This window comes from Tepidimonas charontis (assembly GCF_007556685.1).
GTDB classification, from domain to species: Bacteria; Pseudomonadota; Gammaproteobacteria; order Burkholderiales; family Burkholderiaceae_C; genus Tepidimonas; species Tepidimonas charontis.
Window position 1 is genome coordinate 1 of the sequence record NZ_VJON01000043.1, and the last position, 26231, is coordinate 26231.

General features: G+C 69.3%; 24 protein-coding genes. 8 read left to right on the forward strand and 16 right to left on the reverse strand.

Features of this window, described 5'->3' with window-relative positions; translation table 11 throughout:
- The coding region (locus Tchar_RS11185; protein ID WP_144329093.1) for an integrase core domain-containing protein at nt 1–132 on the forward strand (132 nt) is incomplete at its 5' end.
- Here the strand turns inward: Tchar_RS11185 and Tchar_RS11190 are convergent.
- From Tchar_RS11190 to queG, 9 genes are all read right to left on the reverse strand, one after another.
- Nucleotides 85–1707: an efflux RND transporter permease subunit gene (locus Tchar_RS11190; protein ID WP_144329094.1), complete on the reverse strand. Its 1623-nt coding sequence runs from the start codon at nt 1705–1707 to the stop codon at nt 85–87. The two genes, Tchar_RS11185 and Tchar_RS11190, sit on opposite strands and share 48 nt — an antisense overlap.
- A gap of 16 nt (nt 1708–1723) precedes the next feature.
- Nucleotides 1724–2956 (reverse strand): efflux RND transporter periplasmic adaptor subunit, encoded by a 1233-nt coding sequence (locus Tchar_RS11195; RefSeq protein WP_161595510.1) that lies wholly within the window; start codon nt 2954–2956, stop codon nt 1724–1726.
- A gap of 216 nt (nt 2957–3172) precedes the next feature.
- Nucleotides 3173–3631 (reverse strand): ribonuclease HI, encoded by a 459-nt coding sequence (gene rnhA / locus Tchar_RS11200; RefSeq protein WP_144329096.1) that lies wholly within the window; start codon nt 3629–3631, stop codon nt 3173–3175.
- Complete coding sequence (locus tag Tchar_RS11205; protein WP_408033589.1) at nt 3628–4527, reverse strand: class I SAM-dependent methyltransferase; 900 nt, start codon at nt 4525–4527, stop codon at nt 3628–3630. Before Tchar_RS11205 ends, rnhA begins: the two co-directional genes overlap by 4 nt.
- Before the next feature lie 10 nt (nt 4528–4537).
- The gene (locus tag Tchar_RS11210) at nt 4538–5491 is read right to left on the reverse strand and encodes a hypothetical protein (RefSeq protein WP_144329097.1); all 954 of its coding nucleotides are present in this window, start codon (nt 5489–5491) and stop codon (nt 4538–4540) included.
- A gap of 161 nt (nt 5492–5652) precedes the next feature.
- The gene (locus Tchar_RS11215) at nt 5653–6393 is read right to left on the reverse strand and encodes a hypothetical protein (RefSeq protein WP_144329098.1); all 741 of its coding nucleotides are present in this window, start codon (nt 6391–6393) and stop codon (nt 5653–5655) included.
- Nucleotides 6390–7403 carry an MlaD family protein gene (locus tag Tchar_RS11220; protein WP_144329099.1) on the reverse strand — a complete coding sequence of 338 codons (1014 nt, stop codon included), beginning with the start codon at nt 7401–7403 and terminating at the stop codon, nt 6390–6392. Before Tchar_RS11220 ends, Tchar_RS11215 begins: the two co-directional genes overlap by 4 nt.
- A 45-nt stretch (nt 7404–7448) precedes the next feature.
- Complete coding sequence (locus Tchar_RS11225; protein ID WP_144329100.1) at nt 7449–8237, reverse strand: MlaE family ABC transporter permease; 789 nt, start codon at nt 8235–8237, stop codon at nt 7449–7451.
- Between the two features lie 58 nt (nt 8238–8295).
- Nucleotides 8296–9372, reverse strand: a complete 1077-nt coding sequence (queG, locus tag Tchar_RS11230) for a tRNA epoxyqueuosine(34) reductase QueG (RefSeq protein ID WP_236640444.1) — start codon at nt 9370–9372, stop codon at nt 8296–8298.
- 134 nt (nt 9373–9506) lie between these two features.
- Between queG and tsaE the strand changes: the two genes are divergently transcribed.
- From tsaE to miaA, 5 genes are read left to right on the forward strand one after another with little or no spacing between them, the layout of a single operon-like run.
- A complete protein-coding gene (tsaE, locus tag Tchar_RS11235; protein ID WP_144329102.1) occupies nt 9507–10070 on the forward strand; it encodes a tRNA (adenosine(37)-N6)-threonylcarbamoyltransferase complex ATPase subunit type 1 TsaE in 564 nt (187 codons plus the stop codon).
- Complete coding sequence (locus tag Tchar_RS11240) at nt 10067–11509, forward strand: N-acetylmuramoyl-L-alanine amidase (protein WP_144329103.1); 1443 nt, start codon at nt 10067–10069, stop codon at nt 11507–11509. The genes tsaE and Tchar_RS11240 overlap by 4 nt, the downstream gene beginning before the upstream one ends.
- Before the next feature lie 34 nt (nt 11510–11543).
- A complete protein-coding gene (gene mutL, locus Tchar_RS11245; RefSeq protein ID WP_236640443.1) occupies nt 11544–13703 on the forward strand; it encodes a DNA mismatch repair endonuclease MutL in 2160 nt (719 codons plus the stop codon).
- A 29-nt stretch (nt 13704–13732) separates the two neighbouring features.
- Nucleotides 13733–14989, forward strand: a complete 1257-nt coding sequence (locus Tchar_RS11250; protein WP_201739360.1) for a multidrug effflux MFS transporter — start codon at nt 13733–13735, stop codon at nt 14987–14989.
- Nucleotides 14990–15043: 54 nt separating this feature from the next.
- Nucleotides 15044–16120, forward strand: a complete 1077-nt coding sequence (gene miaA, locus Tchar_RS11255; RefSeq protein WP_144329105.1) for a tRNA (adenosine(37)-N6)-dimethylallyltransferase MiaA — start codon at nt 15044–15046, stop codon at nt 16118–16120.
- 52 nt (nt 16121–16172) lie between these two features.
- On the opposite strand, the gene Tchar_RS11260 is transcribed toward miaA, so the two are convergent.
- The 7 genes from Tchar_RS11260 to Tchar_RS11290 form a co-directional block, all read right to left on the reverse strand.
- A complete protein-coding gene (locus tag Tchar_RS11260) occupies nt 16173–17132 on the reverse strand; it encodes an NAD(P)H-dependent flavin oxidoreductase (protein WP_144329106.1) in 960 nt (319 codons plus the stop codon).
- Between the two features lie 146 nt (nt 17133–17278).
- Nucleotides 17279–19069, reverse strand: a complete 1791-nt coding sequence (locus Tchar_RS11265) for an acyl-CoA dehydrogenase (RefSeq protein WP_144329107.1) — start codon at nt 19067–19069, stop codon at nt 17279–17281.
- Nucleotides 19070–19130: 61 nt separating this feature from the next.
- A complete protein-coding gene (locus Tchar_RS11270; RefSeq protein ID WP_144329108.1) occupies nt 19131–20072 on the reverse strand; it encodes an electron transfer flavoprotein subunit alpha/FixB family protein in 942 nt (313 codons plus the stop codon).
- A gap of 17 nt (nt 20073–20089) precedes the next feature.
- On the reverse strand, nt 20090–20839 hold the full coding sequence (locus Tchar_RS11275) for an electron transfer flavoprotein subunit beta/FixA family protein (RefSeq protein ID WP_144329109.1): 750 nt from the start codon (nt 20837–20839) through the stop codon (nt 20090–20092).
- Between the two features lie 229 nt (nt 20840–21068).
- Nucleotides 21069–22397 (reverse strand): mechanosensitive ion channel family protein, encoded by a 1329-nt coding sequence (locus Tchar_RS11280; protein WP_144329110.1) that lies wholly within the window; start codon nt 22395–22397, stop codon nt 21069–21071.
- A 4-nt stretch (nt 22398–22401) separates the two neighbouring features.
- Nucleotides 22402–23190: an enoyl-CoA hydratase gene (locus tag Tchar_RS11285; RefSeq protein WP_144329111.1), complete on the reverse strand. Its 789-nt coding sequence runs from the start codon at nt 23188–23190 to the stop codon at nt 22402–22404.
- 120 nt (nt 23191–23310) lie between these two features.
- Nucleotides 23311–24261, reverse strand: coding sequence for a histone deacetylase family protein (locus tag Tchar_RS11290; RefSeq protein WP_144329112.1), 951 nt, complete (start codon nt 24259–24261; stop codon nt 23311–23313).
- A gap of 54 nt (nt 24262–24315) precedes the next feature.
- Here Tchar_RS11290 and Tchar_RS11295 point away from each other — a divergent pair, with 54 nt between their 5' ends.
- Together Tchar_RS11295 and Tchar_RS11300 are read left to right on the forward strand one after the other, a co-directional pair.
- Nucleotides 24316–25248, forward strand: a complete 933-nt coding sequence (locus Tchar_RS11295) for an AAA family ATPase (RefSeq protein ID WP_144329113.1) — start codon at nt 24316–24318, stop codon at nt 25246–25248.
- A complete protein-coding gene (locus Tchar_RS11300; RefSeq protein ID WP_144329114.1) occupies nt 25245–26225 on the forward strand; it encodes a DUF58 domain-containing protein in 981 nt (326 codons plus the stop codon). The genes Tchar_RS11295 and Tchar_RS11300 overlap by 4 nt, the downstream gene beginning before the upstream one ends.
- Nucleotides 26226–26231 lie beyond the last annotated feature (6 nt).

Sequence of the window (26231 nt, forward strand, 5' to 3'; positions counted from 1 at the left end):
CAGCGGCGCCAAGCGCTTCACAGCTGGCAGCACCACTACAACTGGCATCGCCCGCACCACGGCATAGGCCGCGTCCCGCCTATGTCACGGCTTCCAGTTCTTCGGAACAACCTCTTGACGGCTCACAACTAGCCAGCGTCGGCGCAAAGCGGTATCCAGCGCGCGGGCATAGCCCGCCGTCAGGCGCTGCAGGCCGCCCTCCACCCGGCGGTCGAAGCGGCCGCGCCGCTCGTGGCGCGGCAGCAGGTGGGCGCACATCATCGGCGACAGGGTCAGCGCCACGAAGCCCGACACCAGCACCGCCCCGGCCAGCGCCAGCGCAAACTCGGCAAACAGCCGCCCGGTGCGCCCCGGTGTGAAGGCCAGCGGTGCGTACACCGCCGCCAGCGTCAGCGTCATCGCCACCACCGCAAAAGCAATTTCGCGGCTGCCGCGAATGGCAGCGGCCAACGGGGTCATACCGGCCTCGATGTGGCGGTGGATGTTTTCCAGCACGACGATGGCGTCGTCCACGACCATGCCGATGGCCAGCACCAGTGCCAGCAAGGTCAGCGTGTTGGTGGAAAACCCGGCCAGCGCCAACAACGCAAACGCGCCGATGAGGCTGACCGGAATCGTGACCAGCGGAATGAGCGAGGCGCGCGCGGTGCGCAGGAACAGCACGATGACCAGGGTCACCAGCACCACCGCCTCCAGGATAGTTTGGTACACGGCGCGGATGGAGCGGTCGATGAAAACCGAGTTGTCGTTGGCCACCTGGACGTCGATACCATCCGGCAGATCGGTTTGCACCTTGGCCAGCAGCTCGCGCACGCTGGCCGACAGCTCCAGCGGGTTGGCCGTGGCCTGCCGGATCACGCCCAATGACACCGTCTCGCGGCCGTTGAGGCGCACCCGGGTGCGTTCGTCGGCGGCCGTTTCCTGCACTTCGGCCACGTCGCCGACCCGGATCGGCAAACCGCCCACCGTGCGGATGACCACGTCGGCAAACGCCGCGGCGCTGCGCAGATCGGTGGCGGCGGTGACGTTGAATTCGCGCATGCGGCTCTCGACCCGGCCGGCGGGCACTTCCAAGTTGGCGCGGCGTAGCGCATCTTCCAGGTCCTGCACCGTCAGGCCGTAGGCGGCCAGGCGGTCAGGGTCCGGGCGCAGGCGCATGGCAAAGCGCCGCTCGCCGTAGACGCGCACCTCGGCCACCCCGGTGGCGGTTTGCAGCACGGGTTTGGCGATGCGGTTGGCCAGGTCCGACAACGCCAAGGCGGAGTAGCGATCCGAGGACAGCGCGATCCAGATGACGGGGAAGGCGTCGGCCTCGACCTTGGCCACCACCGGCTCGTCCACGCTCTGCGGCAGGCGGCCGCGCACGCGTGCCACTTTGTCGCGTACTTCGGCGGCGGCGGCATCGGGATCTCGCTCCAAGCGGAACCGCACCGTAATCTGGCTTTGCTCCGGTCGGCTGATCGAGGTAATGACGTCCACCCCCTCGATGCCGGCCAGCGAATCCTCCAGCGGCTTGGTGACGGTGGATTCGATCACTTCCGAGGAGGCGCCACCCAAGCGCGTGGTGACGGTGACTACCGGCTCGTCGATCTTGGGGTACTCGCGCACCGACAGATTCTGAAACGAGACGGCGCCGATCAACACGATCAGCAGCGACAGCACGGTGGCAAATACCGGGCGGCGAATGGCGATTTCGGGCAACTGCATCGGCACACCTGCGTGTTCATGGGTTGTTGGGACGCCTGCCGCTGCCGTCCACCGCCGATGCCGCGGGCGGCGCACCGCTGCCCGAGCGCTGGGGCTCGACGATGCGCACCGCGCTGCCGTCGCGCTGCAAGCGCTGGTGGCCGGCCACCACCACCCGGTCGCCCGGCTGCAGGCCGTGCGTGACCTGCACCCATCCGTCGCGGCGCAGCCCCAGCTGCACCGCCACACGCTGCGCCTGCGGCGTCGCCGCCGCCGGATCGAGTCGCCACACCCAAAACTGCTGTCCTTGCGGCACCACGGCTTCCTCGGGCACACGAATGGCCTGCTCGACGCGCGCCAGCTCCACGGTCACGCGCGCGAACATGCCTGGCTTGAGGGACGCGGGGGGCGACAGCAGCCGCGCCCGCACCGCCAGCGCTCGCCCGTCCGGGTCGATGACCGGATCGATGGCCTGCACGCGGGCGCTCAGTTCGCGTTCGGGCCAGCCGTCCACGCGCACCCGCACCATTTGCCCAGGCTGCACGCGCGCTTGCAAGCGCTCGGGCAAGCGAAAATCCAACAGCAGCTCACCCAGGTCGTCCAAGCGTACCAGTTCGGCCCCGTCTCTGACGTACTCGCCCGCATCGACCCGACGGATACCAGCGACGCCGTCGAACGGAGCGGTCAACCGCGTGCGCTGCAGTCGGGCGCGCGCCAGCTCGACTTGCGCCTGCGCGACGGCGACCGCAGCGCGCGCTTCATCCAGCGTGCGCTGGGCAACGAACCCTTGCGCCACCAGCTCCTCGGTGCGTCGCAGATTGGCCTGCTGCACGGCCAGCTGCGCCTCGGCTTGGGCCAGTTCGGCGCGCGGCAAGGCGTCGTCGAGCTGAAACAGCAGCTGGCCGCGACGCACCCGCGCGCCATCGGCAAATCCGATGGCCACCACGCGAGCGGCGATTTCGGGCCGCAGAACCACGCTTTGGCGCGCACGCAACGTGCCCACCGCCTGCGCTTCCTCGACCAACGGACCCAGCTGCACCGGCTGCACCTCCACCGCCACCGCTGCCCCCGGCCCGCCGGGGCCGCGTCCGCCGCTGCCCGGCGCCGCGGAGCCACCCGTGCCGGTACTGTCCGCGCGTGCTGCTGGTGTGCCGGCATCGGCGCCAGGCGCTGGTGCAGCCGCCGCCGGACCGCGCGCCACCCCCACTGGCGCCGCACGCTGCCACCACCACGCCAGTGCTGCTGCCGCCACCAGTGCCGCTGCGGCCACGCCACTTACCATCCGTCGTCGTGCCATCCCCCGCCTTTCGAGTTCTGGGTCATCAACTGTATCCGCTTTGTGTTTCCGGCGTGTAAAGTAGCCGCACCCAGGCACGCCGGTGGACCGAGCACCCACGATGGCATCCTGGGCAGTCGGCACGCACCGCGAGAAAAACCGCACCTGGGTCTTGCGCAGCGTGGCCGGGCGCGGCACACCGGACCTGATTCACCTGGGCAGGGCGGCCCCGCGCACCTGCTCGACCCCGCGGTTGGCCAGCGCGTCGGCGCGCTCATTGCCCGGGTGGCCGGTGTGCCCCCGCACCCAATGCCAGTCGATGTGGTGTCCGCGTAGGTGCACCAGCTCATCGAGCTGGCGCCAGAGATCGGCGTTTTTCACGGGCTTTTTGTCGGCCGTGCGCCAACCCCGCGCCTTCCAGTTCGGCAGCCATTCGGTGATGCCCTTGCGCACATACTCGCTGTCCAGGTACAGGTGTACGTGGCAGGGCCGCTTCAAGGCAGCCAGCGCCTCGATGACGGCGCGCAGCTCCATGCGGTTGTTGGTGGTCTGGAGCTCGCCGCCGTAGAGCTCGCGCTCGGCGCTGCCGGCGCGCAAGACGGCCCCCCAGCCACCGGGGCCCGGGTTGCCTTTGCAGGCGCCGTCGGTATATATGGTGACTTCGGTCATGCGGTGGTGTGGAAGTCGCCGTCTCGCCGCGTCACGACCGCCGGCGCAGCCGACGCGCGCAGCGGGCGCCACGCCGGGCCGAGCAGGTGCAGTCCACGCACGCGTTTGACGGCACGGATGAAATAGACTGCGCCCAGTGGGGTCCACCAGCGTGCCCCCCAACGGTCCATCCATTCGAAGCGTTGCAGCCAGCGCTCGGTGCGCACCGCCGGCCGATAGCAGCCGTAGGTGACGTACTCGACCTCGAAGCTGAGCAGGCGCAGCCAGTCGCGCAAGCGCCACGGGCCAATGAAGGCACCGGCTTCGGGCAGGTACAGGCGCGCCCAACGCGTGTGGCCCAGCCCCAGCCGGGCACAGGCGTGTGCGCGGTACTGGCGCCATCCCCACCAGCTCGCCGGGTTGAGGCCGGCGATGACCACGCGACCATTGGGCACCAGCACCCGCGCCACCTCGCGCAGCACGGCATGGGGGTCGGCGCTGAGTTCCAAGGTGTGCGGCAGCAGCACGAGGTCGAGGCTGTCGGCCGGAAATGGCAGGGCCGCAGCGTGGGTGATGAGGTCGATGTGCGCTGCCCCCGTCGCGGAACGGCCGCCGTCGCGCGCCGCTGCCTCTGCCGCGCCCGCCGGCGCTTCGACCGCTGCCCCCACGGCCCATCCTTCGTCGGGGGGTTCGGGCAAGGCCAGCCAGCGGTGCGGCATGCGGTTGGCCGCCAGCGCATCGAGCTGCGGCAGACCGAGCTGCAAGGCATGGTAGCCAAAGGCGTCGGCGACGGCCTCGGCGAACGCACGCTCCTCCCAGCGCAGCAGGTAGCGCCCGGGCGCAGTGGCGAACCACGCCGCCAACGCCTGCCCCAGGCTCGGGGGCGTATCGGGCGCGGTGGATTCCGGCGCAGGCATCGCGCAGCGGTCAGTCGCCAGCAGCGACCTCGGCCTGCAGCGCCGCTTCGCCGGTGGCGACTGCTTCGGGCCCCAGCACGGTGGCGCGCACCATCTCGCGCATCAGGCGCTTTTCCGGAAAATTCAGATTGCGCCCGAGCTCGCGCCGCACTTGCATCAAAATGCGGCGGTCGGCCTCTGGTGGTATGCCCTGCTGGGCGCGCATGGTCTGCGCCAGCGACTCGCGTTCATCCGCTGGCGCCTCCTCCCACCAGGCGTTGATAATACGCGCCACCTGTGCGCGCCACGCCTCATCGGGCTCGGGCACGGATGGGCGCTGCGGCACATCCTCGCCGTCGGGATCGGCTTCCTCGGCACGCGCGGCGTGAAACGCCAGACCCGGGGTGATCAGCGCCTGCCAGCCATGCGCCGGCACCGCCACACGACGGTCGGCCTGCATCAGCAGGCGCGCCCAGCTAGGATCATCGGCGGCCAGACGGGCGAAATCGTGCACTGCATCGTCGGCCACCAGTACCACGCGGGCACCGCGCGCCTGTGCCTCGTCCACGTAGGGGATGAGGCGTTCGTCATCGCTAGCCACCAGCAGCCAGGCGCACCCGTGACGTGCCAGCTGCACCAGGTCGTGGCCGAGCGCACGCACCAGCGCGAGCCCGCCATCACTGGCGTGCGCCGGCACCAGCCGCGGCACCACATCGTCGTGGAGTTCGACCACGCTGGTGTCGGTGAACAACAGGGTGCGCAACAACGGGGCATCGGCGCCGGCCACACGCGCCAAATACGCCAGTATCGGGTTGAGCGCGCCGCGCTGCAAGGCACCGACTTTTGCGCCACTGACTTGCCCGGCCAGCCACAACAGATACCGTTCATCGACCAAGGCCACGACGCTGCCGCTCGCAGACTCGCCACCCGCGCGATGTTCGTGCCGCCCCGCGGCGCGCTTGTATAGAGGAAACTTGGCTTTCATATAAAGATGGGCTCCAAAAACAAAAAACGCGCGCTGCCCTGGTGATGATGCCGTCACGCGCTCGTACCACCCCGCCATAACCGGGGGTACCCAATGGGGCACAGGCCGCATTGTGCCTGAAAGGGGCGAAGGACCGCCCACGCCCACCCGAGGGCGTCCGATCATTGTGGCGCCGGCGCGGCGGCGCCCTGGGACGCGCGAACTTCGGTCTGCAACACCCACTCGAGCCGACGGCGCGCGGCGGCCGCTTCGGTCTGTGCCCCCTGTCGCTCGGCCAGCTCGGCCTGCACCGCAAGCCACGCCGCCAGCGGCCGACGCCACCCCTGCTCGGAGGCGGTCTCCACCAGCACGGCGACGCCCGCCGCGTCGAGCCGCCCGGCGCGCCAGGCCACGCCACCGGCAACCAGGCGTGCCAGCGGATCGTCGATGGCACGCAGCTGTGGGGTCAGGGGAGCCTCGGCACCCGAGGCCGCCCACAGCGCCTGGGCCAACGGCCGCTGCGCCGCCGGCAGCTGCGCCAGCGTCGCTTGCACCTGGGCCGGTTCGGTGGGGGCGGGGACGGCGCCCAGGTAGGCGGCGTAGGCATGTTCCGCCGCGCTGGCATCCGTCAGGTAGGGGGCCGCCTGCGGGCAGCCGTGCCACACCAAGGCCGCCTGATCGACCGCGCAGCGCAGCAGCGCAACGCGCGCCAGCACGTCGGCTTGGCCCGTAGCGGCGGCAACCGTCTGTGCCCGACGCCACTGATGCTGCGCCGCCCGCTGCTGCCCTTCGAGCGCCGCCGCGGTGGCTTGCTCGACCGCTTGGCGCAGCTCCAGACGCCATGCCGGCACGGGCGTCGCGGCGCAACCGGCCAGCGCCAGCGTCCACACGCCCAGCAGCCATCGACGTGCGCGCCCCCTCATGGCAGCCTCACCTCCGTGTCGCGCGCAAACGGCCAGCGTCGCTGCACGTCCCCTATCAAGCCATCGACGCGGCGCAGTGTGGCCTCGACTTCGGCGCGCAGCGCATCCAGGTCCTGGCTGGCACCGCGCACCTGCACGGCAATACCGTGCGCCTCACCCAGCAGCGCATCGACGCGCTGCAGTGTCGCGCGGGCTTCGATGAGGCGCTGCCGCACCTCCTGCAGCGTTGCCTGCACATCGTCGGCCACGCCACCGCTGCCGAGCACCCGCTCTTCGGTGCGCTGCAGCAAGCGCTGGGTTTGCCGCGTGACGGCCTGCAAGTCCGCCAACAACGCCCGCGTGGCCTGCAAGGTCTGCGTCACGCGCGCGCGATCGCCACCCGACCCCAGAAGGGCCCCCAAGGCGCCTTGCGGACCGTTGGCACTGGCCAGCAACTGCCGCAGCTCGCCCAGCGCTTGCGCCAGCGGGGCGCTGTCGCTGGTCAGCGCTTTGAGCTGCTCCAGCAATTCGCGTGCCGTATTGACGATGCGCGGCAAATCGGCCAAAGCGTCACCACGCAACACCGTGCGCTCGGCGCCGTCGGGCAGCAGCGGCCCTTCGAGCACGCCGGTGAAAGCGCGCAACCGGGTGCCGCCCACCAAACCCCGCTCCATCGTGAATACACTGCCTTCACGCAGCCAATGAGCGTCGCGCCGTGCAACGTCCACCACGATGCGCGCGTACCCATCGCCGCCGAGCTCGATGCGCCGCACGCGCCCGATGGGAAAGCCCGAAAACGTCAGATCCATACCCACTGAGACGCCTTCGGCGTCGTCGGCGATCAGCACCAAGGTCTGCGTGGGTTCGAATACCCCACGCGCATACAACAGATAGCCCGCCGATGCCACCAGCAGTAGCCCCAGCAGGGCCAGCAACCAGCGGGCGCGACGTTCGATGGCCGTTGCCACCGGCGGGGCGACCGCCGAAGACTCGGCAGCCGGTTCGGATGCGGCGTGGACAGGTTCAGGCATGGGCGGTGTGAGCGACGCAAAGACCTCGATGGCAGCGCGCAAGCCTCAATAATAGTTGCCGATCAGCGACAGCAACTCGACGACGAGCAACACGGCGGCCGTGCGCACCAGTACGCGCACTTCACCCACCGGCGTGCGCTCGAAGGCGCCGGCCTGCGGCACCACGGCCACCGCCAGCGCACAACCCAAGGTCTTCAGAACGAAGACCAATGTCACCGCCGGGTCGAAGATCTGTCCGACGGCTCGCGTGTACCCGGCCAACGCCCACGGCGTCAAGCCATAGAGATTCAGATACGCCAATACCAGCGCCAACGCCGCACTGACCAACACTAACAGCAGGGTCGCGAAGACCGCGCCCAGCATGCGCGGCAGCACATACAGGCGCAATGGATCTTCCCCCGCCCGCATCGCCGCGTCGAACGCACCGCTGGCGCGCAACTGCCGCAAGGCCTGACCGTGCCCGAGCGTGACGCGCAGCAAAACGAACAATGCCGCGGTCAGCGGTATCAGCTCCAGCACCAGCACCCGCACCACCATCTCTACGGCATAGGGTGTGAGTCCGTAGCTGAGGGCGGTGACGACAACGATGCGGATGAGCATCTGCCCAAACAGCGCCGACAACACCGCGTACCAACCCACCGTGGGCAGCGACGCGGCCACCAGCTGTTCAGCCAAGGCCGACCAGTAGCGGCCCCGGTAACTCGACGGCAGGCAGGCCCAGGCGAGCAGCCGCCCGGTCACGAGCACCAGCGTACCCCAATGCGCCCAGGCGTCGAGCCAGCCTCGCCATGGTTTGAGCGTCGGTGCGGGCGGTTCGGCGTGGGGTGCAGTCATGGTGTGATGTTAGTCGGTCCGGCGGCGCAGCCGCAGCGCAGAGACGGCGGCTCGTCGATCACTGCGCCAGCGCCCAGGCGATGTGTTCGCGCACCAGGGCAGGCGTGGCGGCATCATCCCAGACGGCCTGCAAGGCCACCGCGATGGCGGCGGCGGTGTCCGCGTCGCCCCGCATGCGGGCCGCGCGGCGCGCATTGCCCAAAGCCACGGCCAGGTTGCGCCGCCAGCGCAGGTAGCCGATGCGGCGGATCGCGCTGCCCTCGGTGTGGTGCAAAAACGCCGCTTCGCTCCACGCCCATAGGGTCAGCAGGCGGGGGGCCTGGAAGGGGGCGCGCTCATCGAAGTCGGGCAGCGTGCTGCGTTGGGCGTATTTGTTCCACGGGCAAATCAGCTGACAATCGTCACAGCCGTAAATACGGTTGCCCAGCGCCGGGCGCAGCGGCTCGGGGATCGGGCCTGGGTGTTCGATCGTCAAGTACGAGATGCAGCGGCGCGCATCGAGCCGATACGGCGCCACGATGGCCTGGGTCGGACAAATGTCGAGACAGGCGCGACACTGCCCGCAGTGCGCCGACGTGGCCGCCGTACGCGGCAGCCAGCGGTCGATGAAGATTTCACCGAGGAAAAACAGCGACCCGGCCGCGCGGTGCAACACCAGGGTGTGGCGGCCGCGCCAACCCAGTCCGCTGCGCGCGGCCAGCTCGGTTTCCCACACCGGGGCGGAGTCGGTGAAGGGGCGCTGGCGCGGCGGCGGACTCCCCGCCTCCGTCAACGCCGCTTCGATCCGATCAGCCAGCCGCTGCAGTCGCTGCCGCAATACCTTGTGGTAGTCGCGCCCGCGCGCATACAGCGACACCACGGCCGCATCGGGGTCGGCCACGCGTGCCCACTCGCGGGCGCGCCAATCGGGCGGCGCATCGCGCGGCAAATAATCCAGGCGCGCGGTGATGACGCTGAGCGTGCCCGGCACCAGCTCGGCGGGCCGGGCACGCCGCATCCCATGACGCGCCATATAGTCCATGTCGCCGTGAAAGCCCGCCTGCAGCCACGCCTGCAGCGCCGGCTCGGCACTGGACAGGTCCACGTCGGCCACGCCAATCTGGGAAAATCCAAGCGCGCGCGCCCACTGCCGAATGTGCTGCAGCAACGCCGCGCCCTCGCGCACGTCGGGATGATGCGCCACCGCGTCGGCGTTGGCCGTCGCCGCGGACTCAGGGCGCGTGCAGGCTTGCATAGATTGGATTGTACGAACCACACCCGCACCCACGCATGACCGAGCCCCACATCGCGCCCGAGCCGCTGGCACACCTCGAATGGCGCGCCCATGACGAAGGCGACACCGCCGCCGTCGCGCAGGCGCTGGCAGCGGCACTGCACGCCGATGTGGCACTGGCCGACGCGCTGTTGACCCTGCGCGGCGACCTGGGCGCCGGCAAGACCACCTTTGTGCGCCACCTACTGCGCGCGCTGGGCGTGACGGGGCGCATCAAAAGCCCCACCTATGCGCTGGTGGAACCCTACTCGCTGACCCTGGGTGCGCAACGGCAGCCATGGGCCGCGTGGCATGCGGACCTGTACCGTTTTGGCGACCCGCGCGAGTGGGAAGACGCCGGCTTGCGGGAACTGTTCGCCCGCCCCGGGCTCAAGTTGGTCGAATGGCCTGAGCGCGCCCGCGGCATGCTGCCTCTGCCCGATCTCGACATCGCGTTGGGGGCCGACGCCGACGGCGATGCCGAAGCCGCTCGCCGCCTCGACTTGCGCGCTTTCAGCCCGCTCGGCGCAGCGTTGCTGCGCGCCATGCCCGCTCCGATATCCCGCCGCAACGCGACATGACTGCGTCCCACTCATCCACGCGCCGCCGGGCGCTGTACTGGCTGGCCACCGCCGCGCTGGCCGAGCTCGGGGCACCCCTGACTGCCTGGGCAGCCCGCGTGCTTGGGGTGCGCGTGTGGCCGGCGCGCGATTACACCCGCGTGACCATCGAGTCCGACACCGCGCTGTCGGCCACGCCGGTATACGTCAGCGAGCCGCCTCGGCTGGCGGTCGACATCCGGGGGGCGGACCTGCTGCCGAGCCTGCAGGCGCTGGTGCAACGGGTACAGGCCGACGACCCCTTCGTCGCTCGGGTACGGGTGGGTCTGTTCAATCCCGAGACGGTGCGCCTGGTGATCGACCTCAAGCAGCCGATCAGCCCGCAGGTGTTTCAGCTCGAACCCGTTGCTGCATACCAGCATCGGCTGGTGCTCGACCTCTACCCGACCGAGCCGCCCGATCCGCTGGCCGAGCTGATTGCGCGTCATATCGAGCGCGACCAGCCCGGCGTCGGCGCCGCCGCAGCGGGCAACGACACCCGGCCTCTGGTCAGCGGCGACGATCCGATCGCGGCCTGGATCGACCGCCACACAGCCAGCGTCAGCGCGCCCGCCGACGCTTCCACGTCGGCTGCCGCGCCCGCTGCGCCGTCTGTGTCATCGGCTACGCTGCCGGCGACATCCACCATCTCGAACCGCGCCAACGCGCAGGCGCTGCGCGATCGCGATCGCACCGAGCGCCTCATCATCGTCGCGCTCGACCCGGGACACGGTGGCGAAGACCCGGGCGCGATCGGTCCCAACGGCACGCAGGAAAAGGACATCGTGCTGGCCATCGCGCAGCAGGTGCGCCAGCGGCTCGACGGAACGCGCATCCATGGCAACCCGGTGCGGGTATTCATGACGCGCGACGCCGACTTCTTCGTGCCTTTGCACGTGCGGGTGCAAAAGGCCCGGCAGGTGCAGGCCGATTTGCTCGTTAGCATCCACGCCGACGCCTTCTTCACCCCGCAGCCGCGCGGCGCCAGCGTGTACGCGCTGAGCGACCGCGGTGCCAGCAGCGCTGCCGCGCGCTGGCTGGCCCAGCGCGAAAACAACGCCGACCGCGTCGGCGGCCTGCCGGTGGCCGTGCGTGACGCCACCGTTCAGCGCGCCTTGCTGGACATGAGCATGACGGCGCAAATCAACGACAGCCTGCGCGTCGGCGATATCGTGCTGCGCGAACTGCAACGCGTGGGCAATCTGCACAAACCACGCGTCGAGCAAGCCGGCTTTGCGGTGCTGCGCGCCCCCGACATCCCGAGCGTTCTGGTGGAAACAGCCTTCATCAGCAACCCCGACGAGGAACGACGCCTGCGCGATCCGGCCCACCAAGCCCGCTTGGCCGATGCGCTGGCGCGCGCCGTGCGCCGTTATTTCGAACGCAACCCACCGCTGGCGCGCACCCGCCGTGCCGCGTGAGGCCGGCCGAATCGACAGGGGCGATAATGCCGCCGTGAATGCACCCAGCGCGGCCCCTGCGATCGCCGGATCCAGCACGCCCCGGCGACCGATTCGTCCACTGCCCGATAACCTGATCAGCCAAATCGCGGCCGGTGAGGTCGTGGAGCGTCCTGCCTCGGTGGTGCGCGAGTTGCTCGATAACGCGCTCGATGCGGGCGCGCGCCACATCACCGTGCGCCTGGCCGGCGGCGGCGTGCGCCTGATTGCCGTGGAAGACGACGGCTGCGGCATGGCACGCGCCGAGCTGCCCCTGGCTCTGCAGCGCCACGCCACCAGCAAAATCGCCGATTTGGCCGATCTGGAGGCGGTGCAGACGATGGGTTTTCGGGGCGAGGCGCTGGCTGCGATCGCCTCCATCGCCGACGTCACCCTGATTTCGCGCGCCAGCGACGACGCCGATGGACATGCGTGGCGCCTGCACGCGCCCTCGGGCGAGCTACAGCCGGCGGCGCGCCCGCCCGGCACCACCGTCGAGGTGCGCGAGCTCTTTTACGCCACACCGGCGCGCCGCAAATTTTTGAAAAGCGCGGCCACCGAACTGGCACACTGCGTGGAGGCGGTGCGGCGCCACGCGCTGGCACGCCTGGACGTGAGTTTCGCCGTCTGGCACGAAGGGCGGCTGATCCAGCTCTGGCGCGCCGCCGACGCGCTGGACCCGCACCTGGCCTGGGAGCAACGGCTTGCCGACGCCATCGGTGCCGACTTCGTCGCCGAGAGCCTGCCGCTGTCGGCCACGGCCGGTCCGCTGCAACTGCTCGGCCGCATCGGACGGCCCGAGGCGGCGCGCAGCCGCACCGACCGCCAGTTCACCTACGTCAACGGCCGCTTCGTGCGCGACAAGGTCATTGCCCATGCCGTGCGCAGCGCCTACGAAGACGTGTTGCACGGCCAGCGCCAGCCCGCCTACGCGCTGTTTCTGACGCTGGAGCCGCGCGCGGTCGATGTCAACGTCCACCCGACGAAAATCGAGGTACGTTTTCGGGACGCGGGGGCGGTGCACCACGCCGTACAGCGGGCCGTCGAAGCGGCGCTGGCAGCGCCGCGCAGTCGCCAGCCCACGCCATCCCCGCTGGGCAGCGGGGTCACACACGCCAAGGCCAGCACCGCGCTGCAAGCCAGCACCGGCGTGACCGCCGCCGCGACGACGGCACGCAGCGCCCCGTGGGAAGCGGTGGCCGCGCCGACGCCGGCGCCCCCACCGACCCCCGCCGCATTTGCTGCCGGGCCCTTGGCACGCCAACACGCTGCGGCGCCGCAGCGCGCGCTGCGCGAACCGCCGCCGCGCTGGGCCGGCTGGCCCGACCCCAGCCATCGCACCGCCCCCCTGCCATGGAACACCGGTGCGCCCGAAGCATCGCGTGACCCCGCCGCCAACGCCGACGCTGACCTAGCGCCCCCAGCGGACAGCGCCCCCCTTGGCCCCGGTGGTGCTCCGCCGCAGGCGCACACGGCCCCGGCTGTTTTGCCAGATGGCACCGACCGCAACGCCGTGGCCGTGCCGCCATCCGGTGCCGCGGGCCGCACCGCGACGACCGACAGCCCCGCGGATGGCCCCTGGCCGCTCGGGCGCGCCCTGGGTCAACTGCACGGTATCTACATCCTGGCGCAAAACGCCCATGGCCTGGTGATCGTGGATATGCACGCAGCGCACGAGCGCATCGTCTACGAGCGGCTCAAGGCGCAGTTCGATGCGCTGGGCCACGGCGACTCCGCCCTGCCCAGTCAGGCCTTGTTGCTGCCCGTCACCTTCGCCGCCACCCCGCTGGAGATGGCGACCGCCGAACAGTGCGCGCAGACGCTGCAGCGGCTGGGGCTGGACATCACGCCGCTGTCGGCGCAGACGCTGGCGGTGCGCGCGGTGCCCAGCGTGCTGGCGCACGCCGACGCCGTGGCGCTGGCGCGCGCGGTGCTGGCCGAACTGGAGCAACACGGTGGTGCGCACGTGCTGCAGCGCGCCCGCAACGAACTGTTGGCCACCATGGCCTGCCATGGCGCGGTACGCGCCCACCGACGCCTGACCCTGCCCGAGATGGACGCCCTGCTGCGCCAGATGGAGGCCACCGAGCGCAGCGACCAATGCAACCACGGGCGCCCGACCTGGCGCCAACTGACGCTGCGGGAACTGGACGCCCTGTTTTTGCGCGGACGTTGAGACCGTCCGATCGATTACGATTGATAACCATGACCCTTGCCGACCGTGCCCCGATGCCGCCTGCCTGGGTGGTGGTCTTTTTGTCCTTGCTGCTCGGCATCCAGCCACTGGCCACCGATCTGTATCTACCAGCGTTGCCGGTGCTGACCGTGGCCTTGGGTGCGCCCATGGCGCAAGCGCAGGCCACGCTGAGCGCTTTGCTGCTGGCGTTTGGCTGCGCGCAGTTGGTCTGGGGCCCGATATCGGACCGCTACGGCCGCCGTCCGGTGCTGCTGGCTGGGCTGGCCGCCTACACCCTAGCCGCGGTGGGCAGCGCCGTCGCCACCAGCATCGAGCAGCTCATCGTGTGGCGCATCCTGCAGGGCGCGGCAATGGGCGCGGCAGTCATGGGGGCACGCGCCATCGTGCGCGACCTCTACCCACCGGTTGAGGGCGCGCGCATGATGTCCAAGGGTTTGAGCGGTCTGGGGATTTTTGCTTGCATCAGCGGGCCGCTGGGCGGCTGGCTCACCGACCACTTCGGCTGGCGCGCCACGCTGGCGGTGCTGGCCGTTTTTTCGGCCGCCACCCTGGCCTTGGTCGCGCTGCGCTTTCGCGAAACCTTGCCGCAGCGCAACCCGAACGCCCTGCAACCGGCCCAGATGCTGCGCATCTGGGCCGGCATCGCGCGCCACCCCACCTTTTGGGCCTGGGCCCTGTTGGCCGCAGCCTCGTATGGCGGGCTGTTCACCTTTTTGGCCACCTCGTCGTTCGTCTTCATCACGGTGCTGGGGCTCAGCAAAACCCAATACGGCCTGCTGATGTTTTCGATGTCGGCGGTCTACATCGCCGGCACCTTCATCTGCCGACGCCTGATACCACGCTTGGGGGTGCGACGCACCGTGGCACTGGCTGCCGCCTTTACGCTCACCGGCGGCACGCTGTGCGGGATCGCCGCCTGGTTGGGTTGGCACTCGGTGTGGGCCATCATGGGGCCGTACTACCTGTTCATCCTGGCGCACGGCGTGCATCAGCCCTGTGGCCAAAGCGGCGCGGTATCGCCGTTCCCACACGCCGCCGGAGCGGCCTCGGCGCTGGCCGGCTTCATCATGATGGTCACGGCTTTTTTGATGGGCCTGTGGCTGGGGCAACGCATGTCCCCGGATGGCGCAACCGGCGTCTATCCGCTGGCCAATGGGCTGTGGTTTTGGGCGGTGCTCATCGCCGGCGTGGCGTGGACGCTTGTGCAACGCCACGGCGAAGTGCGCCCATCACCGCAAATGGCCACCCCGGCCGGCCGGGCCTGAGACCACGGGTGATCGCCAGCACACGGGTCGTCGGCACGCCATAATCGCGGGCCCATGAGCGTCCCCCCCACCGTGCCCGCCGCGTCCGCCACACCGCCGCCGGCTGCCGCGTGGCTGGCGTTGACCGGGCCCACGGCCAGCGGCAAAACGGCCGCCGCGCTGGCGATTGCGCAGCGCTGGCCAGTGGAGATCATCAGCGTCGATTCGGCCCTGGTGTACCGCGGCATGGACATCGGCACCGCCAAACCCAGCCCCGCCGAGCGCGCTGCCGTGCCGCATCACCTGATCGACATCCGCGACCCGCTGCAGGCGTATAGCGCTGCCGAATTCGTGCGCGATGCGCGCCGGCTGGTGGCCGAGATTCGCGCGCGCGGACGCTGGCCGCTGTTGGTGGGCGGCACCCTGCTCTACTTCAAAGCGCTGTTCGATGGGCTCGACGAACTGCCCCCCGCCCAGCCGGCGCTGCGCGCCGCCATCGAAGCCGAAGCGCGCGCGCGCGGCTGGCCCGCCCTGCACGCCGAGCTGGCCCGGGTCGATCCGCTGACCGCCGCACGCCTGCCGCCCACCGACGCCCAGCGCATCGGACGTGCGCTGGAAGTCTGGCGCGCCACCGGGCAACCGCTGTCGGCGCTGCAGCGCCGTTGGGCCCCAGACGCCCCAGCCCAGCGCGGCGCGCTGTGCATCGACGGTCTGCCGGGGCGGCTGCTGTCACTGGAGCCGCGCGAGCGCGCGTGGCTGTACCGCCGCATCGACGAGCGCTTCGCTGCCATGCTGGCCGGCGGCCTGCTGCACGAGGTGCAACACTTGCGCGCGCGCGGCGATCTGCACCTGGGACTGCCTTCGATGCGCTGCGTCGGCTACCGCCAAGCGTGGGAGGCCCTGGACGCCGCCGCCGCCCACGGTCGCGACGCGCTCGACGCGTCCGAGCGCGCGGCGCTGCTGGCACGCGGCGCCGCGGCCACCCGGCAGCTGGCCAAGCGCCAGCTCACCTGGTTGCGCGCCATCCCGCAGCGGGAAGTGATTTGGATCGATACCCTGCACGACCCGTTGCCGGCCGTGCTGGATATCGTCTGCTCGGCCTGGGGTGGCCCGGGCAGCGCCCCGCCGCCAGTCCCCGTTGCGACAGCTTGAATGCAGCGCTCGTGCCCGCCGACGCAGTGGCGCGATGGCGCGGGCCGCAACCTCAGGCCGACGCGCACAGGCGTGCGCGCGCCTCGGAATACTCGCGCTTGAGGCGCTCGATCACCTGCGCCGCCGGGCGAACGGCGTCCACCACGCCGATGCCCTGACCGCAGCCCCAGATGTCCTTCCACGCCTTGGCCGCGCCCTCGCGGAAGTTCATCTTGCTCGGATCGCTCTCGGGCAGATGATCGGGGTCGAGTCCGGCCGCGCGAATCGAGGGCTTGAGGTAGTTGCCATGCACGCCCGTGAATAGGTTGGTGTAGACGATGTCGTCCGACGTGCACTCGACGATGCACTGCTTGTAGGCGTCGCTGGCACGGGCCTCGTCGGTGGCGATGAACAGCGAGCCGATGTAGGCGAAATCGGCCCCCATGGCCTGCGCCGCCAAAACGGCGCCACCAGTGGCCATCGACCCCGACAGCGCCAGCGGCCCGTCGAACCACTGGCGGATTTCTTGCACCAGCGCAAACGGGCTCTTGGTGCCCGCGTGCCCGCCGGCGCCCGCCGCCACTGCGATCAGGCCATCGGCACCCTTCTCGACGGCCTTGCGCGCAAAGGTATTGTTGATGACATCGTGCAGCACCACCCCGCCCCAGCCGTGCACGGCCTGGTTGACATCCTCGCGCGCGCCCAGGCTGGTGATGACGATGGGCACCTTGTACTTGGCGCACAAGGCCATGTCATGCTCCAAGCGATCGTTGCTCTTGTGCACGATCTGGTTGATGGCAAACGGCGCCGCCGGCTGCTCGGGGTGCGCGCGATCGTGCGCGGCCAGGGCCTCGGTGATCTCGGCCAGCCATTCGTCCAGCTGCGACGCCGGACGGGCGTTGAGCGCCGGCATCGCGCCGACGATGCCGGCCTTGCACTGCTCGATGACGAGCTTGGGGTTGCTGATGATGAACAGCGGCGAGCCGATCACAGGAAACGGCACGCGCTGCAACACGGGGGGCAAGCGGGACATGGGCGAAGCCTCGAAGGGATGGGTTGGCAAAAGCGCAGAGGGTACGGAAACGGATCGGTGACACGAACGCTGCGGCGTCGCCGCGCAGCGCGCGGCGACGCATCGAGGCGCCACTCACCGACCCGCCGCCGCCGCCGTGGCGGTGCTCAGTACGCCTCCAGCGCCATGGCGGCCACCGCGGCGTGGCCGCCGACGATGCTGTCGCGCCAGCCGGCGCAGCGCGTCAGGATGTGGTCGGCATAGAAGCGCGCCGTCGCGATCTTGGCCCGCATGAAGGCAGCGTCCTCGCCCGCCGCCAGTGCACGCCGCGCCGCCAGCAGTGCCCGCGCCATCTGCCAGCCCGCCACCAGGTTGCCGGCCAGCATCAGATAGGGCACGCTGCCCGCGTACGCCGCCACCGGATCGCTCTTGGCGTGCGCCACCATGAAGCCCACCACCTCCTCAAACGCCTGGCGCGCCGCCTGCAAGCGCACCAGCACTGCCAGCGCATCGGCGCTGCCGTCGCCGGCCAGCTCGGCTTCGGTGGCGGCAATCTGTTGGGCGATGGCGCGCGCCACCGCACCGCCGTCACGCGCCGTCTTGCGTCCCAACAAATCGTTGGCTTGAATGGCGGTGGTGCCTTCGTAGATGGTCAGGATCTTGGCGTCGCGGTAGTACTGGGCAGCACCGGTTTCCTCGATGAAGCCCATCCCACCGTGCACCTGCACCCCGAGGCTCGTGACCTCGTGGCTGACTTCGGTGCTGTAGCCCTTGACCAAGGGCACCAGAAACTCATAAAAGGCCTGATTTTGGCGCCGGGTCTCGGCGTCCGGGTGGTGGTGCGCCGCGTCGTAGGCGGCCGCAGCCACCGTCGCCATCGCACGGCAACCTTCGGTGAGCGCGCGCATCGTCAGCAGCATGCGGCGCACGTCCGGGTGGTGGATGATGGGGGCCGCCCCCGCCACACTGCCGTCCACCGGGCGGCTTTGCACGCGCTCACGCGCGTACTGCGCCGCTTTCTGGTAGGCGCGCTCGGACAGCGCGATGCCCTGCAGCCCCACCGCGTAACGCGCGGCGTTCATCATGATGAACATGTACTCCAGGCCGCGGTTTTCTTCGCCGACCAGATAGCCGATGGCACCGCCCTGGTCGCCGTACTGCAATACGCACGTCGGGCTGGCCTTGATGCCCAGCTTGTGCTCGATGCTGACGCAGCGCACGTCGTTGCGCGCGCCCAGACTGCCGTCGGGATTGACGAGAAACTTCGGTACGATGAATAGGCTGATGCCCTTGACGCCCTCCGGCGCCCCCGTCACCCGCGCCAACACCAAGTGCACGATATTTTCCGCCATATCGTGCTCGCCATAGGTGATGAAGATCTTGGTGCCGAAGAGCTTGTAAGACCCGTCTGGCTGCGGCTCGGCGCGCGTGCGCACCAGCGACAGGTCCGAACCGGCTTGCGGCTCGGTCAGGTTCATGGTACCCGTCCAGCGCCCTTCGATCATCGGCGGGATGTACAGGCGCTTTTGCGCTTCGCTGCCGGCGGTCAGCAGGGCCTCGATGGCGCCGTCGGTCAACAGCGGACACAGGGCGAAGCTGAGGTTGGCCGCGTTGAGGATTTCGGTGCATGCCGCGCCGATCGTCTTCGGCAGCCCTTGGCCGCCGAACGTCACCGGGTGCTGCAGTCCTTGCCAGCCGCCTTCGGCGTATTCGCGAAACGCCTCCTTGAAGCCGGGCGTGGTGATGACGTTGCCGTCCTGCCACCACGAGGGCTGCTTGTCGCCCTCCCAGTTCAGCGGCGCCACCACTTCTTCGTTGAGGCGCGCGCACTCTTGCAGCACCGCTTGCGCCGTCTCCAGGTTGGCTTCTTCGAAGCCGGGCAGCTGCGCGACTTGGTCCAAACGCGCCAAGTGCTGCATCGCAAACAGCATGTCCTTGACCGGGGCCTTGAAGGTCATGATCGGGTCTCCTCAGGCAAAAAAAGGCATCCCCAGGGATGCCTCGGCGGATACTTCGGGTTCAAAGCGCCTTGACCAGTTCGGGCACGGCCTGGAACAGGTCGGCTTCCAGCCCGTAGTCGGCAACGCTGAAAATGGGCGCCTCGGGGTCTTTGTTGATGGCAACGATGACCTTGGAGTCCTTCATCCCGGCCAGATGCTGGATGGCGCCGCTGATGCCCACCGCCACGTACAGCTGCGGCGCGACGATCTTGCCGGTCTGGCCAACCTGCCAGTCGTTGGGCGCGTAGCCGGCATCGACGGCGGCGCGGCTGGCACCGATGGCAGCACCGAGCTTGTCCGCCAACGGAGTGATGACGGCATTGAACTGCTCGGCACTGCCCAAGGCGCGGCCACCGGAGACGATGATCTTGGCCGCCGTCAACTCCGGACGGTCGCTCTTGGCCAGCTCGCTCTTGACGAAGGCGCTCTTGCCACTGTCGGCCACTGCCGGCACCGTCTCCACGGTTGCGCTGCCCCCCGCAGGCGCAGCGTCGAACGCCGTGGTACGCACCGTGATGACGTGCTGCGCATCGCGGCTTTGTACCGTGGCGATGGCGTTGCCGGCGTAGATCGGGCGCTCGAAGGTGTGCGCGTCCACCACCGCCGTGATGTCGCTGAGCTGCGCGACGTCGAGCTTGGCGGCCACCCGCGGGGCGATGTTGCGCCCCCAGGCCGTAGCAGGAAACAGGATGTGGCTGTAGCCAGTGGCCAGCGCCAGTACCTGCGCGGCCACGTTCTCGGCCAAGCCGTGCGCCAGCGCCGGGCCGTCGGCGTGCAGCACCTTGGCCACACCCGCCACTTGCGCAGCGGCTTGCGCTGCACCTGCGGCGTCGTGACCCGCCACCAGCACATGGATATCGCCGGCGCCTGCGGCCTGCAACTTCAGCGCCGCGCCCAGGGCATTCAGGGTCGCGCCCTTGAGGGCGGCATGGTCGTGTTCGGCAATGACGAGAATGGTCATGGCGGCGTGTCCTTTCCTCAAATCACCTTGGCTTCGTTCTTCAGCTTGTCCACCAGCGTGGCCACATCCGGCACCTTGATGCCCGCGCTGCGCTTGGGCGGCTCGGCCACCTTCAGCGTTTTCAGGCGCGGCGTCACGTCCACCCCCAGGTCAGCCGGCTTGACGGTGTCCAGCGGCTTTTTCTTCGCCTTCATGATGTTGGGCAGGGTGACGTAGCGCGGCTCGTTGAGCCGCAGGTCGGTGGTGATGATGGCCGGCAGGGTGAGCTTGAGCGTCTCCAGGCCACCGTCGACTTCGCGCGTCACCTCGACCGCGTCACCCTGGACCTCGACTTTGGACGCAAAGGTCGCCTGCGGCCAATCCAGCAACGCCGCCAGCATCTGGCCCGTCTGGTTGGCGTCATCGTCGATAGCCTGCTTGCCCAGGATGACCAGTTGCGGCGCTTCTTTCTCCACCAGCGCTTTGAGCAGCTTGGCCACCGCCAGCGGCTGCAGCTCCTCATCCGTTTCGACCAGGATGGCGCGATCGGCCCCGATGGCCATCGCGGTGCGCAGCGTCTCCTGGCACTGCGTCACGCCGCAGGACACCGCCACGATCTCGCTGGCCACCCCTTTTTCCTTCAGGCGCACCGCCTCCTCGACGGCAATCTCGTCGAACGGGTTCATGCTCATCTTGACGTTGGCAATGTCCACACCGCTGCCATCGGCCTTGACGCGGACCTTCACGTTGTAGTCAACCACGCGCTTGACGGGGACGAGAATCTTCATGCTGACTCCTGTGGGTGGTGAGGCGAATCACGCCAAATTGACGTTTACGTCAACGTCAATCGGGATCGATTGTAGTCGGCAGCGCCAGATATACGGGGGACGGGCTCCGCCAAAAAACGAACGATCGTTCGTTTTTTGTGCATTATAGGCAAGTGTGGCGACGACCACAAGGGTGCTGCCACCGGCCGCCTGCGCTGGCGACCGAGGACCCTCGGCGCGGTGCCGCCGCTCATGACCCGGCGCCTGCTGAGGCCGCCGGCGTCTGCACGCCGCTTTCGCCCGCCGCCGCGCGCACATGCAGCACCCGCTGCGGGTAGGGAATCTCGACCCCGTGCTCGCGGAACAAGGTCAGGATGCGCAGATTGATGGCTGAGCGCAGACCGAGCTGCCCGTTTTCGGGGTCGGCGATCCAGTAGCCCAGGGTGAACTCCAAGCCATCGGCGCCAAAGGCGGACAGCGCGGCCATCGGCGGCGGCTCACGCAGCACGCGCGGCTGCTCCAGCGCCGCCTGCAACAACAAGCGTTGCACCAGGTCGATGTCGCTGTCGTAGGCCACACTGACGACGGTGGACTGCCACACACGCGGGTCCGACAGCGACAGATTTTCCACCCGCTGGGTGATCAACATCTCGTTGGGCACGATGGACTCACGCCCGCTGACGGCGCGAATGACGGTATAGCGCGCCTTGATGTCGGCCACCACACCCTCGAAGGTGTCCAGCCGCACCATATCACCGATGCGCATACTGCGCTCGGTCAGGATGACGAAACCGCTGACGTAGTTGGCGGCGAGCTTTTGCAAGCCAAAGCCGATGCCCACGCCAATGGCGCCGCCCAACACCGACAGCGCGGTCAGGTCGATGCCCACCGCCGACAGTGCCAACATCAGGCCGACGAACAGCAGCAGCGCGCGCGCGGCGTTGCTGGCCGCCTTGCGCAGCGACAACGACTCCCCGCTGGCATCGCGCAGCAGCCGCGCTTCGATCGCCGACGAAATCCACAACGCCACGATGAGCACCGCGCCCGCGCTGAGCAGCCCCTCGATCAGAGTGCGCACGGACAGGGTTGTGCCGCCGAGCTTCCAGGTGATTTGGTCCAGCTCGGCCAGCACCACGGGCAGCAAGCCAGTGATCCAGGCTACCGCGGCCAACCAGGCCATCCAGGAGACGGTGCGCTCCACCGGCCGCAACCACGCGGCGCCATGAAAGGCGACTTCCAGTACCTTGACACCAACACGGATGGCCACCAGCGCCAGCAGCGCCGGAATCGCCACCCGCCACACGGCCAGCGGCACCCACAGCGTGGTCAGGGCCCGTGCACCGTAGGCCAGCACCAGCAACAACAACGGAAACAGCACCCCATCGATACCACGCCGCCCGAACCAAATCGAGCGCTCGGCATCGGGGTTGAAGGCGCGCTGTAAACCTTTGACGCTGCCCCACGCCAGCGCAACGCACAGGGCCAGCACGGCCAGTTCGATCAACGCCCCCGGCTGCGTGAACCCGAGCAGCCAGGCGCCCAAATCATCGATGGGAACGGGAGCGGTCGCACGGCTCATGCGCTCATACTCCCGCGCGCCACGCTGGTGCACGTTTTTCGATGAACGCCTGCACCCCTTCTTGCGCCACCGGGTGGACCATGTTGCACGCCATGGTTTGACCAGCGAGTTGGTAGGCCGCCTCAATGCCGGTTTCGCGGTGCTGGTAGAAGACTGCCTTGCCCAGCGCGATGGCTTCGCGCGGCTTGGCCAGGATCGCCGTCACCAGCCGCTCGACCTCGGCGTCCAGGGCATCGGCTGGCACCACGCGGTTGACCAGGCCGCGCGCACGCGCATCCTCCGCACTCAGAAATTCACCGGTGAGCAACATCTCCATCGCCACCTTGGTCGGCACATTGCGCACCAACGGTACGCTGGGTGTGGCGCAAAACAGCCCGACGTCGATGCCGTTGACGCCGAAGCGCGCCTCTTGCGCCGCCACCGCCAAATCGCACTGCGCCACCAGTTGACAGCCCGCCGCCGTCGCCACCCCCTGCACGCGGGCAATCACCGGCACCGGCAAACGTTGAATATCCAGCATCAGGCGCGAGCAGCGCGCAAACAGCTGCTGGTAGTAGTCGAGCTGCGGGTGGGCGCGCATCTCCTTCAAATCGTGCCCGGCGCAAAAAGCCTTGCCAGCGGCAGCGATCACCAGCACCCGGGCGCCGTCGTCGGCGGCCACCGCCTGCAGTCGCTCGGCTAAAGCGGCCAGCATCGCCTCACTCAACACATTGAACGACCGGGGCTGATTGAGTGTCAGCGTGTGCACCCCGCGCGCATCGCGCTGGTGCAGCAGAATCGGGGTCTCGCTCATCGCAGATGGTCTCCTTTCGTTCGTCACGGCGGTGCACAAAACGCGGCGCGTTTGCTCGGCGGCGGAGAAACGCACGGGCGCAATAGATAGAGGGCCAGCCCGTGCGCGCCGCCAGCGTGCTTAGATCTCGGCCAGCGTGCGCACGTGGGCCTCGACGCTGCGCGCCAGCGCGCTGAGGTTGTAACCGCCTTCGAGCACGCTGACGATGCGCCCTTTGGCGTGACGATGCGCCACCTCCATCAAGCGCTGGGTGATCCACACATAATCCTGCTCGACCAGGCCCAGCTGGCCCAAGTCATCCTCGCGGTGGGCATCGAAGCCGGCGCTGATGAGCAACAGCTGCGGGCGATGCGCCTGCAAGCGCGGCATCCACATCGTCTCGACGATGTCACGGATGTCCAGGCCACGCGTGTAGGCCGGCACCGGCACATTGACCAGGTTGTCATCGCTGCGGTGGTTCCACTCGGGGTAGTAGGGGTGCTGGTAGAAGCTGCACATCAGGATGCGGGCGTCGCCCGCAACGATGTCCTCGGTGCCATTGCCGTGGTGGACATCGAAATCGATGATCGCCACCCGCTCCAGCCCCAGGCGCTGCAGCGCGTACTTGGCCGCCACCGCCACGTTGTTGAAAAAACAAAACCCCATGGCGCGGTCACGGGTCGCATGATGTCCCGGCGGGCGCACCGCACAGAAGGCATTGGCCAATTCGCCTGCCACCACCGCCTCGGTGGCATCGATGGCTGCGCCCGCTGCGGCCAGTGCCGCCTCCCACGTATGCGCGTTGAGCGCCGTGTCGGGGTCCACCGCCAAATGGCTGGGGCCGCCCGCCGTCACGGCTTCACGCAACTCCTCGCTCAAACCCCGGATGGCGGCGATGTGCAGGCGGTCGTGGGCCAGTTCCAACTCGGCGGTGGACGCGGGTGTGGCGGTGCGCTGCTGCAGCGCATCGAGCACGCCGGTGATCAGCAGCCGGTCTTCGATGGCACCCAGCCGCTGTGGGCATTCCGGGTGAGCCGCTCCCATGTCGTGTCGCAGGCAGGCTGGATGGGTGAAATAGCCGGTGGGTTTCATGGCTCGTGCGCAATGGGCTGATGCGGCTGGCGACTTTCCGGTATCGTGACGGGTATGACTGAACCCCGATCCCTCATCGCCGCCTTGCTGCATCAGCTTACCACGGTCATCGTCGGTCAAGACACGGCGCTGCGCCATGCACTGGCTGCTCTGCTGGCGGGTGGCCACCTGCTGATCGAGGACCTGCCGGGTGTGGGCAAAACCACGCTGGCGCAGGCCCTGGCGCGCGTGTTCGGGCTGCGCTTTGCGCGCGTGCAGTTCACCTCCGACCTCATGCCCAGCGACCTCATCGGCGCCTCCCTCTACGACCGCGCCCAGCAGCGTTTCGTCTTCCACCCCGGGCCGCTGTTCACGCACGTGCTGCTGGCCGACGAAATCAACCGCGCCAGCCCGCGCACGCAAAGCGCCTTGCTCGAAGCGATGGAAGAACGCCAGGTCAGCGTCGATGGGGTCACCCATGCGCTGCCGCAGCCCTTCATCGTCATCGCCACCCAAAATCCCTTCGAACAACGCGGCACCCAGCCCTTGCCCGAGTCGCAACTGGATCGGTTTTTGATGCGGCTGTCGCTGGGCTACCCGAACCCCGGCGCCGAGCGCGCGCTGCTGCGCGGCGAAGACCGGCGCGTGCTGCTGCAGCGCCTGCCCTCGGTGACCGATGCGGCGGGGCTGCAAGCCCTGCAAGCGGCGGCGCAAGCGGTTGCCGTCAGCGACGCGCTGCTCGACGAATTGCAGCGCTTGCTGGCCGCTACGCGCGACGGTCGCCTCTTCGTGCACGGCCTGAGTCCGCGCGCCGGGCTGGCCCTGCTGCGCGCCGCCCAGGCCCACGCGCTGGTGGCCGGCCGCACCTACGTCGCGCCCGATGATCTGTACGCCATCCTGGTGCCCGTGGCCGCACACCGCCTGCAGCCGCTGCCCCCCGCCGGCGGCGACGCCGCCGACGCTTTGCGCGCGCTGCTGGTACAGCTCGCCCCCGCCCGCGCCGCATGAACACCCCGCGCATCCGTCGCCTGTGGCAACGCGCGTGGCAGGCGTGGCTGCAGCGCCAACCACGCACCGACCAGCACACCCTGACGCTGAACAACCTCTACGTCTGGCCCACGCGGTCCGGCTGGATGCTGGCCGTGGTGCTGGGCTTGCTGCTGGTGGGCAGCATCAATTACCAGCTCAACCTGGGATACGCGCTGACGTTCGCGCTGGCGGGGGCCGCGGCGGCCAGCGTATGGACGGCGCATGCCAACCTCGCCGGCGCACGCCTGCGCGCGCGTGTGCCCGACATCGTGTTCGCCGGCCAAGCCGCGCTGACCAGCGTGGAACTGGACGGCAACGACAAACGCCCACGCTGGGCGCTGACCCTGCGCTGGCTCGATGAGGCCGAGGCGCGCCCAGCCTGGGCCGACATCGCCGGCGCCGAGCCGGTGTCCGTGGCCATGCCTTGGACACCGCCAAGGCGTGGGCGCTGGCCCTTGCCACCCTTGCTGATCGAAACCCGCTACCCGCTGGGCATCGTGCGCGTGTGGAGTGTGTGGCGTCCCACCGCCACCGTGCTGGTGGCGCCCGCGCCCGAAACCCACGCGCCGGCGCTGCCGCCCCCGGCGCCGGCCAGCGTCGAGGGGTCGTGCCACGGACGGGGCGCCGATGCGGATGGGCAGGAGGTGCGCCCCTACCGCGACGGGGATGCACCGTGCCGCATTCTGTGGCGCAAAGCCGCCCAACATCCGGACGAACCGAGCCAGTGGCCCGTGCGCAGCGACTCGACCCCAACCGCCGAGGGACCGCTGTGGCTGAACGAGAGCGACTGTGGACACCGTGACCCCGAGGCACGGCGCGCTCGCCTGTGCGCCTGGGTGCTACAGGCCGACACCGCAGGGCTGCGCTACGGGCTGCGGGTGGGCACGGCCACCGTGCCACCCGACCAGGGCCACGTGCACCGGCACCGCTGCCTGGAGGTCTTGGCATGCGCATGAGCCCCC

What these genes read in the sequence shown, in the direction of transcription:
- Tchar_RS11280 (WP_144329110.1), bottom strand. Translation starts at nt 22,397, where the DNA reads ATGAGCCGTGCGACCGCTCCCGTTCCCATCGATGATTTGGGCGCCTGG.
- Tchar_RS11215 (WP_144329098.1), bottom strand. Translation starts at nt 6,393, where the DNA reads ATGAGGGGGCGCGCACGTCGATGGCTGCTGGGCGTGTGGACGCTGGCG.
- Tchar_RS11290 (WP_144329112.1), bottom strand. Translation starts at nt 24,261, where the DNA reads ATGAAACCCACCGGCTATTTCACCCATCCAGCCTGCCTGCGACACGAC.
- Tchar_RS11265 (WP_144329107.1), bottom strand. Translation starts at nt 19,069, where the DNA reads ATGACCTTCAAGGCCCCGGTCAAGGACATGCTGTTTGCGATGCAGCAC.
- Tchar_RS11220 (WP_144329099.1), bottom strand. Translation starts at nt 7,403, where the DNA reads ATGCCTGAACCTGTCCACGCCGCATCCGAACCGGCTGCCGAGTCTTCG.
- Tchar_RS11205 (WP_408033589.1), bottom strand. Translation starts at nt 4,527, where the DNA reads ATGCCTGCGCCGGAATCCACCGCGCCCGATACGCCCCCGAGCCTGGGG.
- Tchar_RS11285 (WP_144329111.1), bottom strand. Translation starts at nt 23,190, where the DNA reads ATGAGCGAGACCCCGATTCTGCTGCACCAGCGCGATGCGCGCGGGGTG.
- Tchar_RS11225 (WP_144329100.1), bottom strand. Translation starts at nt 8,237, where the DNA reads ATGACTGCACCCCACGCCGAACCGCCCGCACCGACGCTCAAACCATGG.
- Tchar_RS11275 (WP_144329109.1), bottom strand. Translation starts at nt 20,839, where the DNA reads ATGAAGATTCTCGTCCCCGTCAAGCGCGTGGTTGACTACAACGTGAAG.
- Tchar_RS11270 (WP_144329108.1), bottom strand. Translation starts at nt 20,072, where the DNA reads ATGACCATTCTCGTCATTGCCGAACACGACCATGCCGCCCTCAAGGGC.
- rnhA (WP_144329096.1), bottom strand. Translation starts at nt 3,631, where the DNA reads ATGACCGAAGTCACCATATATACCGACGGCGCCTGCAAAGGCAACCCG.
- Tchar_RS11210 (WP_144329097.1), bottom strand. Translation starts at nt 5,491, where the DNA reads ATGAAAGCCAAGTTTCCTCTATACAAGCGCGCCGCGGGGCGGCACGAA.
- Tchar_RS11295 (WP_144329113.1), top strand. Translation starts at nt 24,316, where the DNA reads ATGACTGAACCCCGATCCCTCATCGCCGCCTTGCTGCATCAGCTTACC.
- Tchar_RS11300 (WP_144329114.1), top strand. Translation starts at nt 25,245, where the DNA reads ATGAACACCCCGCGCATCCGTCGCCTGTGGCAACGCGCGTGGCAGGCG.
- tsaE (WP_144329102.1), top strand. Translation starts at nt 9,507, where the DNA reads ATGACCGAGCCCCACATCGCGCCCGAGCCGCTGGCACACCTCGAATGG.
- Tchar_RS11260 (WP_144329106.1), bottom strand. Translation starts at nt 17,132, where the DNA reads ATGTCCCGCTTGCCCCCCGTGTTGCAGCGCGTGCCGTTTCCTGTGATC.
- Tchar_RS11190 (WP_144329094.1), bottom strand. Translation starts at nt 1,707, where the DNA reads ATGCAGTTGCCCGAAATCGCCATTCGCCGCCCGGTATTTGCCACCGTG.
- Tchar_RS11240 (WP_144329103.1), top strand. Translation starts at nt 10,067, where the DNA reads ATGACTGCGTCCCACTCATCCACGCGCCGCCGGGCGCTGTACTGGCTG.
- miaA (WP_144329105.1), top strand. Translation starts at nt 15,044, where the DNA reads ATGAGCGTCCCCCCCACCGTGCCCGCCGCGTCCGCCACACCGCCGCCG.
- Tchar_RS11250 (WP_201739360.1), top strand. Translation starts at nt 13,733, where the DNA reads ATGACCCTTGCCGACCGTGCCCCGATGCCGCCTGCCTGGGTGGTGGTC.